Raw genomic sequence first — 15,259 nt, 5'->3', positions numbered from 1 at the left:
GCTCGTCAGGCTCATAACCTGAAGGTCACAGGTTCAAATCCTGTCCCCGCAACCATCGATGTCGGCGATAACAAATCGCCAACCAGCCCGACTTCCGAAAGGACGTCGGGCTTTTTCTTGCCCGCCGCAAATCGTAGCATCGCAGCCAAGTCGCCTCGTAGGACGACCGCCAAGCGGCCCTCCTCCGGAACCAACGTCACCCGGTCGACGAGAGTGCGAACGATCTCCGCCGCCTCGGCTTTGGTCTCGTCGCTCTGCAGGCTCTCGTTGAGCGCGGAAATGCGTTGGCGATAGATCTCTGCCATGTTCGGATGCAGGAGCGGGGGCGGCTCCTCGGCTTCGGTGAGAGCCTTCTCGAGTTCCTCCTTCCGGTTCTCCAATTCCTTCATTTGCCGCATCACGCGCTTTGACGCTTCGAGGTCGTCGGATGCCAGGATCAGCCTCATGAGTCAGTTCGCGGCCTATTGGAAAGAGACGAACAGCAGTCCGATGCTGCAGCCATTTCTCGATCTGTTGCGCGCCCGCTATCCCGACCTTTCGGTTTCCGCGACATCGGGTTGAGGTTTCGGACGCGTCCGAGTCTTCGCGAAGGCTCGGTCTGTCGCGATGAAGCGCTGAAGCATCGGGACGATCAGCTTGAGCGGATCAGCGATCGTCTGCCCATTGGCTCGGCCGAGCGCGTCCGCATAGGCGACGAGATCGCGATGCAGAGACGCGGGAATCTCGACGGTGATTTTGACGTGCTTGTCGTCGGCGAAGGCGTACCACCACCAAAAGAATGCGGGCGGCGCATAGAAGGGGAAATGGGCCAGCTCGAACCAGGGATGTCCGAGCTGCGGCTGGAAGCCGAGGCGCCAGGCCGTCCATTCGGTCGCCGCCCATATCGTCGTCAGCACGATCAGCGATACGACGAGGATTTGGCCCCAGAGAATCCTGGTCGCCGACATGGACGCCTCCATTCGAATAGAGCGAGGCATCGAGACAAGGACGCGGTCCGGGCGCCTTCAAGCATGTTCGCGTCGCGATCGTAGCGTGGCGAACCGAGACGAAAAAATACTGGCGCGTGAACCGGCAATCGACGGTCGCCAATAGCCTGTTGCTCACCCCTCGTCCTCGGGCGTATCAATCGGCGGGAATTAACTCGTCGCTGGATAAGGTTTCGGGGGGCATATTTCGGCGAGTATTTGATCCGGCGTGTCTATTTGCGGAGTGAGACTCCGGCCAAAGGTCGATTTCATATCTTCCGCCTATCGGAGAGCGATATGGGCAGCATAATCTTTTTGCCTGGCATTCTTGGAAGCGAGTTGTTTCTCGATGGGGAGCAGGTTTGGCCCCCTACCGCGCTCGAGGCGAAATTCGGCTATGGCCGGATCGATAAATTGACGGACCCTGGATTACGCCCTGGAAATCCGATCGACTCGGTCCTCTGCTTCGAGATTTATGGTCCGCTCCTTCGCGATCTCGGGGACATCGCATCGGGGAACGCGGGTGCGCCAGCCAGATCGTTTCATGCGTTCGGCTATGACTGGCGCGTCGACCTGCGGGACATCGCGGCGAACGTGGCAGCGAGAATCGACGCCCTTCCCGCGGGGGATTTGTCGAAGATCTCTTTCGTTGGCCACTCGATGGGTTGTCTGATCATTCGGCTCATTCTGGAAAGCGGGCTTTACGACGCCAAGCCGTGGTTCGCGGCGGTGAAATCATTTACGGCTCTGGCCGGCCCCCACCAGGGCGCTCCGGCTGCGCTCGTGCGCGCCCTGGGTCTCGAGGGCACGGCGGGCCTTTCGGCGGCGGATCTCAAGCGCGTCTCGGCCGATCCTCGCTATCCCGCACTCTACCAGCTCTTGCCGGCGCCCGGCGTGGCCGCCCTAGTAGAGGCCAAGGGCAATCATCTCACCGAGCTGAACCTCTACGCCGAGAAGACGGCGGAGGAACTCGGCCTCAGCTGGGAGAACCTGGGCAAAGCGGCCGCCATCCACGACGTTCTCTCGAGGAACCGGCGACCCTCCAGCGTCGAGTATGTCTATTTGGCCGGCGCCGGCAATGACACCTGGGTACGCACGGATCGAGTCGGCGCGCAGCCGATACCCCGCAAGGGCAAGGAGACGGGCGACGGAACAGTGCCGCTGTGGAGCGCGATCAATTCGGCGTACATTCATCATGCGGCCCCCGCCGCGCACGACAAGGTCTTCCTGAACGAGCAGATCCGAACGCTTCTGTATTTCTCGTTGGACGCCAGGCCGGCCGCGACGGCGTTCCTGAGCGCCGCTCAAAAACCGCTCCTGTCGATTTTCCCGATCCATCCTGTGTATGCCCGAGGAAAACCCATCGACATCATGCTCGTTCCGGTGCGTCCCACCCGAGATATATCGGGCGAACTCATCGTCGAATTCAGTGATGGCGATCGAAATCCGGCCTTTCAACCATTCATCCGTTTGCCGCTGGCATATGCCGGCGCTCCTGTCGAGCAGCTCAAGATTCGTCTCGATCCCCCTTCCAAGATCGGTTTCTATAGAGTGAGCTTCAGCGGCTCCCATGATCTTGCAGCAACTGGCGCAGCGATCTTCGTAGTGTCGGATGTCGGCGGCGCCACAGGAGAATGAAATGGCCGACCGGGAAGGCATAATCAAAGCTGCTCACGATCTACGGCGTTGGGCCGAGGCCGCAGGAGTTTTCAGTCAAGGCCGATCGGCCAGCACGACGCCGCAACGCGATGTTCTCGGTCCGGGAGCGATGTTCTCGGCAAGCGCAGCGGAAACCTTCATTTCGAAGCCAATCACAGCAGTCGGCTACGCGGCCTCCGGGCGAGCCGACCCCAGAGTATTCATTTATACGCGAAGAAAACTCACTCGGGCCGAAGAGAGCAAGCTCTCCGAGAACGGCGCCGGCGTTCCGGTCGAATTCCGCGTCGCTTTGCCATTCAGTGTGACCGCTCCCTCGACCGCGGCCCGCTTCCCCGAGATGTTCCATGGCGAACGGCTCACCTGCGGTTCCTCGATCAGCGTCGGCAATGCTCGAGAGGCTGGAACTCTGGGCGCGCTTTTACGTGACGATGCCGGAAAGCTCTACGGGCTCTCCTGCAATCACGTCACCGGCGGCTGTTCGAACGCGAGAGTCGACGTTCCGATCGTGGCGCCGGGGATATTGGACGTCGGAGCTGGAGCGCCAAATCCTCGAACTATCGGCCTCCACCGAAGAGCCCTTCAGTTCATTCAGGGAGACCCTTCCTCGGTTCCGACTTATTCCGACAACCGCGATGCGGCGGTGTTCGAGATCGTAGCTCCGGACCTTGTCTCTTCATGGCAAGGGTCCGAATTCGACACTCCGTCAACAGTCGCAGATCCAGAGGAAGATGCTCCTGTCGAGAAAGTCGGGCGCACCACGCGGCATACCCGAGGTATCGTCGAGAGCCGGCTGGTGGGGCCCCAACGCATAGACTATAGCTTGACGGTGTACCACTCCGCCGAGGAAAATATCACCTTCAAGGGAACCGTCTTTTTCGAGCCTGTCTACATAATAAGGGGATATGATGGGGGGTTCGCGATCGAAGGGGATTCCGGAAGCATCGTAGTGCACCGGGAGCCGGGCCACTCGCCCACCGCAGCGGTCGGTCTCGTCATTGGTGGGCGGGGCAACGAGGAAACCTACATGGTTCCCTTGAAGCCAGTTATCGAGAAGCTCGGCCTTTCACTCGTTACGGGGCACGGTCGCCCATGACTGCAGATTTGGCGCCTCGCCAGCTTTTGGGCTAGACGCATAACTGGCGGTGCAGGACGGTGACGGATGTCGGAGACTTCGGGACCGAGGGCCACAGTTGAAACGCGTCGCGAGCTCCTGGAATGGCTCGAGGCGCCTCATGGCTCGGTCGTCATTGCAAGACGTCCGACATCTTCTGGAGATGTGCTTGTCGTCAGGATGGTGACCGCCGACGCGGTGCCCCCCGGCCGTCGTCTAAAGAAATTCAAAGGGTTTGGCGTCGATTATGAGATCGTAGGGCCGATCAGAGCCGGCCGCTGGTAAAGCGCAACGAGAAGAATTGCGTCTCGCCGCTGAGAGTGCCGGATGGCATGCCTTTGGCCTTAACCTCAGCTGCTGGCCAGAAGCACGCAGATCGCCACTCTCGCGCGCCGGCTGAGAACGACTCCGTCGGGGCCGAGCAGGCCGGCGGCCTTCATCTCGTCCGGTCATCCGCGGGCAGAGCCACGGGGTCTCCGTATCGTCGGCCTCGCGGCAGGCCAGATCGACACGGCGATAGAGAGTGGTCCAGCAGAGACCGCGATATAGCTGCCGGATCGGCGACGCGACGCAAGCCGATCGTCATAGGCCCAATCCACGCTTTCTGCCGATGCTCCATTCGATGCCGCCGTCGTCTCGAGCCGTCCCGGCAACATGCTGGCGGAGCTTTTTCTCGAGCGTCGGCGACCAGGGCACGAGCTGGAAGCCGAGGCCGTCGTCGATCATGGCGAAGCGCCCGGAAGCGAGCATGAGGCGCTGACGATAGACGCCGGAGATTTGATTGCCCGCCGCGGCCTGGGTGCGCGGAAGGCCGGTCTCGGCCGAGAGCTTCGCAGCGGCGTCATTCAGCTCGCGGCCGCGCAGCGTTGCGAGCAGGTCGTGCTGGAAAATGACCTGCCCGTTTCGGCGCTGAGCCAGCCCCGCGGAGATGAGATGCTCGGCGCGCGCCCTCATGGCCTCGCGGACCTCGCCGCCGAAGCCGCCCATCGCCAGCGGCGGTGATCGAGCCAGGTCGCCCCCGCCGCGCCGACTTGGCGATCCAGATCGAAGTCAGAGCGCGTCGCCAGCACGAGCGTCGGCTGCGGATCGTCGGTGCCGCCGAAGCGCCGCACCTCGACGACGCCGCCGATCGGCGGGGCATGTTCGAACGCCTCGATGCTGTGGAAGCGCACATGATGGGCCCGGCCGTCGGTCCCGTCGATGACGGCATAGGCTTCTCCGCTCAGCTCGTCGTGCAGGCCCTTTTCGATGAGTCGCCCGAGGATCGGCGACTCCGAAGGCGCCGCATCTATGGAATAATCACCGACGCCGCGATCCTGGCCGCGCTCGGCGAAGGCGCGGTGCATGGTTTTGATGATGTCGCCGCGCATTCCCAGATCGCGCAGCGTTCCTTCGGCTTCCAGTCCGATCATCCATCGGCTGGGACCGGCGGAGGCGGCGAGTCCCATTCGCTCGAGCTTTTGCGCCCGGCCGACCATCAGGCGGCGCAATTCGGGGTCGTCTGGACCAGGATTCGTCGGGCGCAGGTCGACCAGACCCGTCTCGTCGGCGGCAAAGCGGATGGCGGCGTCGAGCCGCGTCCAGCGATCGGCGTCGACTTCACGCTCGAGCGCAGTGCGGATCGCATGCTCGGGGCGCGGTCCGAGCTCGATGGCGACGAGGTCTTCCGCGCGCGAGCGCAGGCCGCGGCTGATGTAATCGCGGGCGATGACGAGATCGCCGCCGGTCTTGTCGACTCCGCGCACCAGCAGATGGACGTGCGGATTGTCGGTGTTCCAATGATCGACGGCGACCCAGTCGAGCTTCGTTCCGAGATCGACCTCCATCCGCCCGGCGAGATCCCGGGTGAAGGCTTTGAGATCGGTCATCTCGGCGGCGTCCTCAGGCGAGACGATGAACCGGAAATGATGCCGGTCGCCATCGCATCGCTCGGCGAAGGCGCGATCGTCGGCGCAGTCGCTGGCCGCATCGAACATCACGCCGTTCTCTCTGTCGCGGCTGACGCCCTCGCGCTTCAGATAGGAAAAATGCGCGGACAGCGGCGCCGATCGAAAGCTGCGTCCCTTGTGGCGCACGACGCGCGCCTTGACGACGACGCGGCGGCCCGGATCGACGAGGCGGGCGCGGCCGAACGCGGCGCGCCCACGCCCGAAGCCGGAGCCGCCGGCACCAGTGGATCGCGCGCCGCTATGCGGCGTCGCAGGACCGGCCTTGCGCGCGGCTTTCAGAACCTCAGCGACGAAGCTCTTCGGTTTCGGTGCCCGCGTCGTGCGGACCCGCCCCGGCCGGACGCGGAAGTCGCTCTCCTCCCGGCTCATCGGAGCGCCTCGCAGAGGCGTACGGCGGCTGCGAGAACGCAGTGTGCAAGCCGGACCCTTGTGATTTCATGAGAATTTGCCGAAGCCTGCCAACGACCGACGGGCCTGCCCGACGAAAGACAAGTCGCGCCCGCGACTTGTCTGCCGGCGTGGCAGGCGCTTTTATCTCGCCGTAGTCCGGTCGTGTTCTGCGCTGAATTGCCTTCCGCCGTTCTCTCTTCTCGACATTGCGCTCTGAAACGCTGGAGTGCGAAGCCGCCGCGAATGGCGCTCACAATACGTTTGCACGTTTTCAACGCCGGGCGAAGGACGGCGATGAGGCCCGTCGATGCACGAAGGTCGGCAATCCGACTGCAACAGCGGTGCTGGCTCATTGCACGTGCTCCGTCGACGAGAGCGCGACGAACAGGCCGTCTGAGCGAGGCGCGATGGCGGACAGATCGCGCGTGCCGGCGGCAGCCGTCGTGTCGGTCGCTGTCCGAATTGGCGCCGGATGATTGGCGGCGCGTGTGCTGTTGGTCCGTCCGACGAACAGCGGCGCCTTTATCCACAGCGACAGACCAGAGACGGAGCGAATGGCGGGTCGAGCGCTATCATTTCCCTCGATGAGAGGGGCGAGCGCCGTGACATAGGCGACGGTCTCGAATGGCAATGACCGGCGCCCGTCGAGATAATCCTCGTAGCGGCGCGGTCCCGCATTATAGGCGGCGAGGAAGCCCGGCGAGCCGTAGCGATCGTGCAGCTCGCGGAGATAGGCCGCGCCGGCGAGGATGTTGTCGCGAGGGTCGAAAGGATCGCCGGAAAGAGCGTAGCGGCTGCGCAACTCGGTCCAGGTAGAGGGCATGATCTGCATGAGCCCCATGGCGCCCTTGGGCGAGACGGCGTCTCGTCGGGCGCTGCTTTCGATCTTCATGACGGCGCGAATCCATGCCGCCGGAATGCCGAAGCGCCGCGCCGCCTCTGTGACGTGGCCGGCATAAGGCTCGCCATCGGTCGGACGATCGAACGGCGCTGCCTTCGCGGGCATGACTCCACCCAGTGTGCAGGCTGGGGCGAGGCCGATAAGGAGAAGGAGCGTGAATTGCGCGCGCGTGCAGGCACGGTTTGGGCGGTCCGATATGCTCATGAGCGGGAGTGCGGAGCGCATGTGGTCAGTCCCGCTCGTTGCGCTTCTGAAGTCGGGTCCAGTGCAGAATCCAGCTGGACTTGTCTTCGCTCGACTGGAACAGATTGGCGCGGATCGGCTGCGCCAGGGCCGGATCGTCGAGGAGCAGCGAGACATAGTCGCCGGCCTTTTCGCCGACGCGTTTCCATGCCACCCCGATCTCTGGTCCCTCGTCATCGCCGAGCAGGATGCGATAATCTGGTGCGTTCTCCGCGCCGCCGTGGTCGTAGGGAACGAGAACGATCTGGGCGTCGAGCGACAGCGTGCGGATGGCGCCCGAATACCCCGACTTGGTGCGAGTGAATCGACCGATCTGCGTCATTGGAATGCTCCGTAGCAGGATATGCGGTGGTCAATCGACGGCGGCGCGCCAGACGAAGCGGCCGTCGCCTTCTTCATCAGTCCAGATTGGAACCGCGCGAGCGGCGATCGACGCGGCGGGGAATGGACCGAAGTAACGCCCGTCGAGGCTGTCCTGAATGGTCGGATTCATGAGGAAGACTTCGTCGGGCCGAAGCGTCCGGCAGCCGCTCCAGCGTGGCAGCGAACGACCGAGACGATCGCGATCTCGCGCTTCGCCGACGTCGACACCATCGATCGTGATGACGGCGCCGGCGCGGCACACCGTCTGTCCGGGGAGCGCCAAGACATGCTTCAAGAGCAGCACGCCTTTCGGCAGGAAGCCGCCGTCAGCGAGGAAGCTCACGATGGGTTCCGGCGGGCGAACTGCCACCAGCTGCATAGCCCGGAGTCGGCCCGTGGCCTGAAGCGCATAGAGCCCTGTCGGCGTGCTCGCCGTGGCGTTCCAGACGAGCCATGGCGTGACAGGAACCAGGGACTGGCCGCCGATCAGCAGCACAGATGAGAGCGTCGCTGTGAAATAACCGAGGCGGATCATGGCGCGACGCCCCGGCGCATCAGCCAGGCGTCATGCTGCGCACGCGTGTATCCCCGCGCGAGCGCGACCGCTTCGCCCATCGTGCCGATGGCGCTGGCGATCATGAAATTCGCGGCGAGCTTGACGGCGTTGGCCTGCTCGGGCCGCTCGCCGAAGCGCCACGTCTTTTGGCCGATCAGGTCGAACAGCGGCTGAACGCGATCGAGCGCCTGCGCCTCGCCCGCGGTGATGATGTTGAGCCGTGCGGCCTCCGCGACATTCGGGCGCCCGAGAACCGGCGCGGCGACATAGCCGACGCCTCTCTCGCGATGCGATTTTTCGAAGCGGGCGGCGAGCGTGACGGAGACCGTCGCCATATTGACGTGGATCGCGCCCGGCTTCAGCGCTTCGAGCGCTCCATGGATGGCGCAGGCGAGCGGCGCGGGAGCGCGTCTCGATGCGCCTCTGAAATCGCAGTCCAAGCCAGTGCGCGTGCCGGCCGAAACGCCGGCGGCGCCGAGACGTCGAGCATCAACGACGCATCACGCATGGGCAGACCACCAGCGTTCTCCCTTGGGAGGGAGAACGCGAAGGCGCCAACTACCCCTTCTGTCACCGTCGACACCGTATCGGAGCCGCCGGCGACCAACGTAGTTTCCGTCATTGCGCTTCTAGGGCAAGGGCGATGCCTTGCCCGCCGCCGATGCAGAGCGTGACGACGCCACGCCTGATTCCGTCTCGCCGCATTGAATAGAGAAGTCGCGTGACGAGGATTGCGCCGGTCGCCCCGATCGGATGGCCGTGCGCGATCGCGCCCCCCTCCACGTTTACGAGGTCCAGCGGTATCGCGAGTTCGGCGGCGACAGCGAGAGGCACGGCGGCGAATGCTTCGTTGATCTCGAAACGCTCTACGTCCGCCAGCTTCCAACCCGCACGGTCCAGCGCCTTTCGGACGGCGGGCACAGGACCGATGCCGAACAGGCCTGGCTCGACCGCAGCCACAGCCGAGGCCACCAGCCTGCCCATGGGTGCGATACCGTTCGCCTCGGCGAATCCGCGTTCAGCGACGACCATGGCCGCGGCGCCGCTGTTCAAACCCGGCGCGTTTCCGGCCGTGATGGTCCCACCATCTCTGAACGCTGGCCGAAGCTTCGCGAGTATCTCGATCGTGGTGTCTGGACGTGGGGCTTCGTCGATAGCGAACCGCACGCTTCCCTTCCGACCGGGCGCCTCGACCGGCACGATCTCGTCCTCGAGGAGACCGGCTTCGCGCGTGCGGGAGAACGCCTGCTGCGAGCGGACGGCGAATGCGTCCTGCTGGTCCCGCGTCAGTCCCGCGCGGGCAACGAGGTCTTCGGTGTGCCAACCGGAATGTTTGCCGGAGAATGCATCCTCGAGGCCGTCTGTCACCGCGCTGTCGAAGATCTCGGCCGCCCCCATCCGGTAGCCCCAACGGCCGCTGCCGAGAAGGTACGGCGCGCGGTCCATGCTCTCCAGTCCGCCCGCGATCGCAACGTCGATCTCACCTGCGACGATTTCCGTGGCGGCGGTGGCGATAGCTTGGGCGCCAGACCCACAGACACGATTTACGGTCATTGCGGGAACGCTCACCGGCAGCCCGCCGCCGATCGCGGCCTGCCGGGCCGGGTTCATGCGGTTCCCGGCTTGGATGACATTGCCCATCACGACGCCGCCGACTCGGGTCGGGTCGAGACCCGACCGACGCAGCGTCTCCGCGACGACCGTCGAGCCGAGTGTTGTCGCCGAGACGTCCTTGAGAACACCTCCGAAGGCTCCGATTGCCGTCCGGACAGGGCTACAAATGACGATCTCACGCGTTTTCATAGTGTGTCTCCGTGTCGACGTAGGTGATTCTATGCAACTTCACAGATCTCGCAGTGTGCGAGCATCGCGTGGCGCCATGTCGCGTGAGCGCAGTCGCGCTTTTTCGCGCGTGGTCAGTGGTTGGGGCGCATAGCGGCCTATCGATCGTGATGCTGACGCAGGCGTTCCTGGCGGCGCTTCAGGAAAACAGCGCCCGCAATAGAAAGATCGCCCGGAAGATCGCCGGTGAAACCAAACGTCGCTTCCGTCGCTCGATCGCCTTGATGATCGCAGCTGCGGCCTGATCCGTCGTCAGCGGCCGAATGGCTTTCGAAGCATGTTCTCTGCTTCCGGGGTTATGCTCCCAATAGCTGCTCTCCACGACGCCGAGCACGACGAGGCTGACGAACACGCCTTTCGCTTCGACTTCCGTGCGCAGGGCATCCGAAAAGCCCTTCAATGCTTGGCGTGCGGCAATGTAAGCGGCTGCATTCGGCCACACCATATAAGACGCCGGAGATGTCACATTGACGATATGGCCGCTACGCGCCGCCAACAATCGCGGAAGGAAGAATCTCGTGACGTCGAACGCGGCGAGATACGGCAGCTCGATCATCTGTCGAGCTTCCTGTGGTGTTGTCTCGACAGTCGGGAGCCAGCGGCCGGAGCCGGCGTTATTGATGATGATATCGGGCGTTCCGACCTTTTCGAGCACTTGTTCTCCCATGCGAGATATTTCATCGGAGCTCGAGAGATCACACTCGACGGCGAGCGCGCTGCCTCCCGCCGCTTCGATGTCTTGCGCCAATTGCGCCAATTTGTCGCCTGAACGTGCGACCAGGATGACGCGCGCTCCTTTACCGGCAAGAGCGCGCGCGGTGGCGGCGCCGATTCCACTCGATGCGCCAGTCACGAGCGCAAGCTTTCCAGCGATTTCCATTGTCATGCCTCCTTGTCGATCGGTTGGCTGAGCGGGTTCCTTCCATCGAGCGGCTCATTACGCTGACGCCACTTAGGTGCTACGGTTTCGAACCGACCTCCGAACTCACGTCACGAGATGTATGGCGGCTGGTCGAGAGGCCGAGGCCGTCATGTTCAGTCATTGGACTTGCGCCTGCAGGCGTCACTTTGAACCAGATCGCGTAGAGCGCCGGGAGGAAGAGCAGGATCAGGACAGTGCCGACAGCCGTCCCTCCGATCAGCGTGTAGGCCATGGAGCCCCAGAACACCGAATGGGTCAGCGGAATGAAAGCGAGGACGGCCGCGAGCGCCGTCAAGATCACGGGGCGAGCGCGTTGGACAGTCGCCTCGATGACCGCATGATAAGTGTCCAATCCCTCGGCCTCATTGGTCTGAATCTGGCCGATGAGAATTAACGTGTTGCGCATCAGAATGCCGGAGAGGCCGATCAGTCCGAGGATTGCATTGAAGCCGAAGGGCTGTCCGAACAGCAGCAGAATCGGAACCGTGCCGAGCAATCCGAGAGGCGCCGTCAAAAACACCATTCCCATCGCCGGCAGGGACCGAACCTGAAGGACGATGACGAACAGCGTGAAGAGAATCATGATCGGGAAGATCGGAACCAACGCCGAATTGGCCTTGTTCGATTCCTCGGCGTTGCCGCCCATTTCGATCCGATATTGATCGGGAAGGCGCGCGATGATCGGCGCCAGCGCCGTTTGGATTTCCGCCGAGACCTGCGGCGGCTGGAGCGCCTCGTCGATGTCGCATTGAACCGTGATCGTCGGCGTGCGATCACGCCGCCTCAAAATGGGCTCTTCCGGACGGATCTCGACGTGGCCGATCTGGCTGAGCGGAATCGAATTCCCGCTCTTGCCGGTCAGCGTAAGATCCCCGAGCTTGACCGGATCGAGACGCTCCGGTCCAGCGCTGCGTCCCGCGACGTCGACTATACGAATTTCCTCCCGCACCTGAGTGGCGGTTACGCCGGTGAGCAGAAACTGCAGCTGCTCCGCCACGTCGATGGAGGTGAGACCGATCAGCTGGAGACGATCCTGATCCAGAACAAAGTGAACCGTCGGAGCCCGCTCGCCCCAGTCCTGATTGACTTGGCGTGTATTCGGATTGGCCCGCATCGCCGCCAGCACCTCATCGGCGATTGCGCGCAGCTTGGTCGTGTCCGGCCCCATCACTCGAAACGAGACAGGAAAATGCGTGTAGGGGCCGAACACCAGTTGCGCCACGCGAATGCGGGCCTCGGGCGCGAGCCCTTCGGCGATGCGTTCTCGAAAGCGTATTTTGAGGCGATCGCGGGCCTCCGCATCCGGCGTCAAGACGATGAGCTTGGCGAAGGACGCATCGGGGAGCTCGGGACTATAGGAGAAAAAGAAACGCGGCGCGCCCTGACCAATATAGGTCGTGACGATTTTCGTTTCGGGCTGCTGCTTCAGCCAATTCTCCAGCTTCGCGGCCGCGGCGCTGGTCGTCTCGATGCTCGAGCCTTCCGGCATTTGGACCTCGGCCAGTACTTCCGGTCGATCCGAGGTCGGGAAGAATTGTTGCTTGACGACGCCCATTCCCACGCCCGCGAGGACGAATAGACCAATCACGATCCCCGCGACCTTGAATTTCTGATCCACCGCCGACGTTATGAGGCGTCGAAGCTTCTGATAATTCGGCGTCGCATAGATCGCATGGTGTCCGCCTTCGATCGGCTTGATGTCGGGAAGCAGCTTCACCCCCAAATATGGGGTGAAGACCACTGCAACGATCCAAGACGTAATCAGCGCGAAACCGACGATCCAGAAAATATTGCCGGCATATTCGCCGGCCGTCGAGCGCGCGAATCCGACGGGCGTGAAGCCGATGATGGTCACCAGCGTGCCCGACAGCATCGGCGCGGCGGTGTTGCTCCAGGCATAGGCCGCCGCTTTGACGCGGTCGTAGCCTTCTTCCAACTTCACCACCATGATCTCGATGGCGATGATCGCATCGTCGACGAGGAGGCCGAGCGATATGATCAAGGCGCCGAGCGTGACGCGATCGAACACGCGGTCCGTGACCAGCATGATGACGAGAACAGCCGCGAGAGTGAGCGGAACTGCGGCCGCGACCACGATGCCGACGCGCCAACCGAGACTGACCAGGCTCACGACGAGAACCACACCCAAGGCGACGAAGAATTTGAGCATGAACTCGTCGACCGACTCCGCGATATTGACGGCCTGATCGCTGACCTTGGTGAATGAGAGCCCGGCCGGCAGTTCTTGCGCGATCTTGGCTTCCTCCGCATCCAGCGCTTTCCCGAGCTCGAGGCCGTTCACCCCTTCCTTCATGACGAGGCTGAGCGCCATGGCCGGCTCGCCATTGTGACGGATCAGATAGGTCGCGGGATCCTCATAGCCGCGTGTGACCTCCGCGATGTCGGACAGCTTCAGCACGCGGCCGCCGCTGACCAGAGGCGTGTCGGCAATCTTTTGCAGGCTGTCGAAGGCGCCGTCGATGCGAATGAAGACCTGCGGCCCGTCAGCGTCGATCGATCCGGCGGGAGTGACCGCGTTCTGACGCCGGAGCGCGTCGATGATTTCACGCGGGGCTATCCCGAGCGTCGCGAGCCGCTCATAGGAGAAGTTGACGAAAATTCGCTCCGGGCGCTCGCCGAGAATGTCGACTTTCTTGACGCCGGCCACATGCAGCAAGCGTTGGCGCAACGCTTCCGCCTCACGCGTCAGCTCGCGCGGCTGCATGCCGCGGGCTTTCACGGCGTATACGGCGAAACTCACATCGGAATATTCGTCGTTCACGAAAGGACCGAGCGCGCCGGCGGGCAGCTTATGCGCCTCGTCGCCGAGCTTCTTTCGCGCTTGATAGAACTCCTCCTGAACGACCGACGGCGGAGTCTTGTCCTGCAGCGTCAGGGTCAGGAAGGCCAAGCCCGGACGCGTGAAGGTCTCGACTCGATCGTACCAACGCAATTCTTGCAGCCGTTTCTCGAGTGGCTCCGCGACGAGGTTCTGCATCTCCTCGGCGGTTGCCCCAGGCCAAGCCGCGGTTACGATCAGCGTCTTGATCGTGAAGGCAGGATCTTCCGCGCGGCCGAGCCGGCTGAAGGCGAAGACGCCGGCCGCGGTGACGGCGATCAGAAGAAAGAGCGTGATCGCCCTTTCGCGAACCGCCAGGGCGGAGAGATTGAAGCCGCTCATTTCGCCGCCTTCTCGTTCCGAGCCTGCCCTGCCTCGATGTGCGCGCCACTGGTGCGAACGCGCTCGCCTTCGTGCAGAAGATGAGCGCCGAGCGCCACGACCTGCTCGCCGGCGACGACTCCCTTCTCGAGAATTGCTTTTTCCGCGCCGAGGCGGGCGATCTGGACCGGACGGAATGAAATCGTGTCGCCATTCACAATCCAAACGCCGGGCCCGTCGCCCTTGTCGAAGATCGCTCCGAGCGGAACCGAGGCCGCCGAAGCCGCATCGTCCTTCGCGAGGTAGACAGTGACCGTCGCGCCGAGCGGCGCTTGCTGCGCCGCGCCTTCCAGCACATAGCGGGCTTCGAAGGTCCGGGTCTGCGGATCAGCGGCGTCCGAGAGCTGTCTGAGATGCGCGACCGCGCCGGCCTGGCTCCCGTATACAGTGGCCCGCGCGGTCGATCCGATCGACGGCCGAAGCGTTTCGGGCAGATTGACGGCCGCTTCGCGCGGCCCCGAATGCGCGAGCTTCACGACGATCTGGCCTGCGGAAACGACTTGGCCGGGTTCGGCGAGCGTCTCGACCACGGCGCCGTCGGCGTCCGCGAGAAGAGTGGAATATTCGAGCTCGTCTTTCGCGACCTTCAGCTGCGCTTCGGCTGCGTCCAATTGCGCTCGCGTGGCGTCCGCCGTGGCTTTTGCCTGATCATATGCCGATTTGGACACTGCGCCGGAACCGACGAGCTTGCGATAGCGCGCTTCATCGGCCGCCGCCTGAGCGTAGCGGGCCTTCGCAGCGGTGACATCGCCGGTTCGAACGGTGATCGCATGCTGATAATCGATAGAATCGATACGCATGACAGGCTGGCGAGCTCGCACTTTCTGGCCCGTGTCGACCAGACGCTCGATGACCTTGCCTCCGACTCGGAAGCCGAGATTGCTCTGCACGCGCGCGGCGACAACGCCTGTGAAGGCCCGCTCTGGCGCGCCGGCCCGCTCTACGGTTGCGACCCGGACAAGCTGCTGCTTGGTTCTCGGGTCTTGTTCAGATCTGCCGCAGGCTGCGAGGCTCAACGCGGCGAAAACAGCAGCCGCGGCAACAGTCGATTTTTCCAATCGGGGCATGTTCGGGGTCCCAAGCCAAGCTCGAAACCCAAATTAGAAACTGGTGACGATATTGTCAATCCGTCACTCGT

At 63.3% G+C, this 15,259-nt stretch carries 11 protein-coding genes and 3 pseudogenes; 2 read left to right on the top strand and 12 right to left on the bottom strand.

What is annotated here, in order from left to right:
- Positions 1-11: 11 nt before the first annotated feature.
- From KP010_RS04555 to KP010_RS22615, 3 genes and pseudogenes are all read right to left on the bottom strand, one after another.
- Complete coding sequence (locus KP010_RS04555; RefSeq protein ID WP_216280477.1) at positions 12-446, bottom strand: hypothetical protein; 435 nt, start codon at positions 444-446, stop codon at positions 12-14.
- A 78-nt stretch (positions 447-524) separates the two neighbouring features.
- Positions 525-743: pseudogene (locus KP010_RS22620) on the bottom strand (DUF2274 domain-containing protein); the annotation flags it as partial.
- A 12-nt stretch (positions 744-755) separates the two neighbouring features.
- A pseudogene (locus tag KP010_RS22615) lies at positions 756-947 on the bottom strand (hypothetical protein); the annotation flags it as partial.
- Between the two features lie 315 nt (positions 948-1,262).
- Here KP010_RS22615 and KP010_RS04545 point away from each other — a divergent pair.
- Together KP010_RS04545 and KP010_RS04540 are read left to right on the top strand one after the other, a co-directional pair.
- Positions 1,263-2,603 carry a triacylglycerol lipase gene (locus KP010_RS04545; RefSeq protein ID WP_142863589.1) on the top strand — a complete coding sequence of 447 codons (1,341 nt, stop codon included), beginning with the start codon at positions 1,263-1,265 and terminating at the stop codon, positions 2,601-2,603.
- Position 2,604: 1 nt separating this feature from the next.
- Positions 2,605-3,717: a hypothetical protein gene (locus KP010_RS04540; RefSeq protein WP_142863588.1), complete on the top strand. Its 1,113-nt coding sequence runs from the start codon at positions 2,605-2,607 to the stop codon at positions 3,715-3,717.
- A 600-nt stretch (positions 3,718-4,317) separates the two neighbouring features.
- Here the strand turns inward: KP010_RS04540 and KP010_RS04535 are convergent.
- The 9 genes and pseudogenes from KP010_RS04535 to KP010_RS04495 form a co-directional block, all read right to left on the bottom strand.
- Positions 4,318-6,053, bottom strand: a pseudogene (locus tag KP010_RS04535) (relaxase/mobilization nuclease domain-containing protein).
- Between the two features lie 370 nt (positions 6,054-6,423).
- Positions 6,424-7,080 carry a lytic transglycosylase domain-containing protein gene (locus KP010_RS04530; RefSeq protein ID WP_246659910.1) on the bottom strand — a complete coding sequence of 219 codons (657 nt, stop codon included), beginning with the start codon at positions 7,078-7,080 and terminating at the stop codon, positions 6,424-6,426.
- A 124-nt stretch (positions 7,081-7,204) separates the two neighbouring features.
- Positions 7,205-7,540 carry a DUF736 domain-containing protein gene (locus tag KP010_RS04525; protein WP_142863586.1) on the bottom strand — a complete coding sequence of 112 codons (336 nt, stop codon included), beginning with the start codon at positions 7,538-7,540 and terminating at the stop codon, positions 7,205-7,207.
- A 30-nt stretch (positions 7,541-7,570) separates the two neighbouring features.
- Positions 7,571-8,116, bottom strand: a complete 546-nt coding sequence (locus tag KP010_RS04520) for a S26 family signal peptidase (RefSeq protein WP_142863585.1) — start codon at positions 8,114-8,116, stop codon at positions 7,571-7,573.
- The gene (locus tag KP010_RS04515) at positions 8,113-8,577 is read right to left on the bottom strand and encodes an NAD(P)-binding domain-containing protein (protein WP_142863584.1); all 465 of its coding nucleotides are present in this window, start codon (positions 8,575-8,577) and stop codon (positions 8,113-8,115) included. Before KP010_RS04515 ends, KP010_RS04520 begins: the two co-directional genes overlap by 4 nt.
- Before the next feature lie 178 nt (positions 8,578-8,755).
- The gene (locus tag KP010_RS04510; RefSeq protein ID WP_142863583.1) at positions 8,756-9,940 is read right to left on the bottom strand and encodes a thiolase family protein; all 1,185 of its coding nucleotides are present in this window, start codon (positions 9,938-9,940) and stop codon (positions 8,756-8,758) included.
- Positions 9,941-10,118: 178 nt separating this feature from the next.
- A complete protein-coding gene (locus KP010_RS04505) occupies positions 10,119-10,859 on the bottom strand; it encodes an SDR family oxidoreductase (protein WP_185966532.1) in 741 nt (246 codons plus the stop codon).
- Positions 10,860-10,938: 79 nt separating this feature from the next.
- Positions 10,939-14,082 (bottom strand): efflux RND transporter permease subunit, encoded by a 3,144-nt coding sequence (locus tag KP010_RS04500; RefSeq protein WP_216280476.1) that lies wholly within the window; start codon positions 14,080-14,082, stop codon positions 10,939-10,941.
- The gene (locus KP010_RS04495) at positions 14,079-15,188 is read right to left on the bottom strand and encodes an efflux RND transporter periplasmic adaptor subunit (protein ID WP_246659909.1); all 1,110 of its coding nucleotides are present in this window, start codon (positions 15,186-15,188) and stop codon (positions 14,079-14,081) included. Before KP010_RS04495 ends, KP010_RS04500 begins: the two co-directional genes overlap by 4 nt.
- Between the last annotated feature and the right edge of the window lie 71 nt (positions 15,189-15,259).

Origin of the sequence: Methylosinus sp. KRF6 (assembly GCF_018887255.1) — a bacterium.
In the GTDB taxonomy this organism is placed as follows: Bacteria; Pseudomonadota; Alphaproteobacteria; order Rhizobiales; family Beijerinckiaceae; genus Methylosinus; species Methylosinus sporium.
The sequence above is the reverse complement of the archived record's forward strand: the minus strand, read 5'-3'. Positions and strand labels throughout refer to the sequence as shown.

Coding starts and splice junctions, on each gene's coding strand:
- KP010_RS04555 (WP_216280477.1), bottom strand. CDS start 446: ATGAGGCTGATCCTGGCATCCGACGACCTCGAAGCGTCAAAGCGCGTG.
- KP010_RS04545 (WP_142863589.1), top strand. CDS start 1,263: ATGGGCAGCATAATCTTTTTGCCTGGCATTCTTGGAAGCGAGTTGTTT.
- KP010_RS04540 (WP_142863588.1), top strand. CDS start 2,605: ATGGCCGACCGGGAAGGCATAATCAAAGCTGCTCACGATCTACGGCGT.
- KP010_RS04530 (WP_246659910.1), bottom strand. CDS start 7,080: ATGCCCGCGAAGGCAGCGCCGTTCGATCGTCCGACCGATGGCGAGCCT.
- KP010_RS04525 (WP_142863586.1), bottom strand. CDS start 7,540: ATGACGCAGATCGGTCGATTCACTCGCACCAAGTCGGGGTATTCGGGC.
- KP010_RS04520 (WP_142863585.1), bottom strand. CDS start 8,116: ATGATCCGCCTCGGTTATTTCACAGCGACGCTCTCATCTGTGCTGCTG.
- KP010_RS04510 (WP_142863583.1), bottom strand. CDS start 9,940: ATGAAAACGCGTGAGATCGTCATTTGTAGCCCTGTCCGGACGGCAATC.
- KP010_RS04505 (WP_185966532.1), bottom strand. CDS start 10,859: ATGGAAATCGCTGGAAAGCTTGCGCTCGTGACTGGCGCATCGAGTGGA.
- KP010_RS04500 (WP_216280476.1), bottom strand. CDS start 14,082: ATGAGCGGCTTCAATCTCTCCGCCCTGGCGGTTCGCGAAAGGGCGATC.
- KP010_RS04495 (WP_246659909.1), bottom strand. CDS start 15,188: ATGCCCCGATTGGAAAAATCGACTGTTGCCGCGGCTGCTGTTTTCGCC.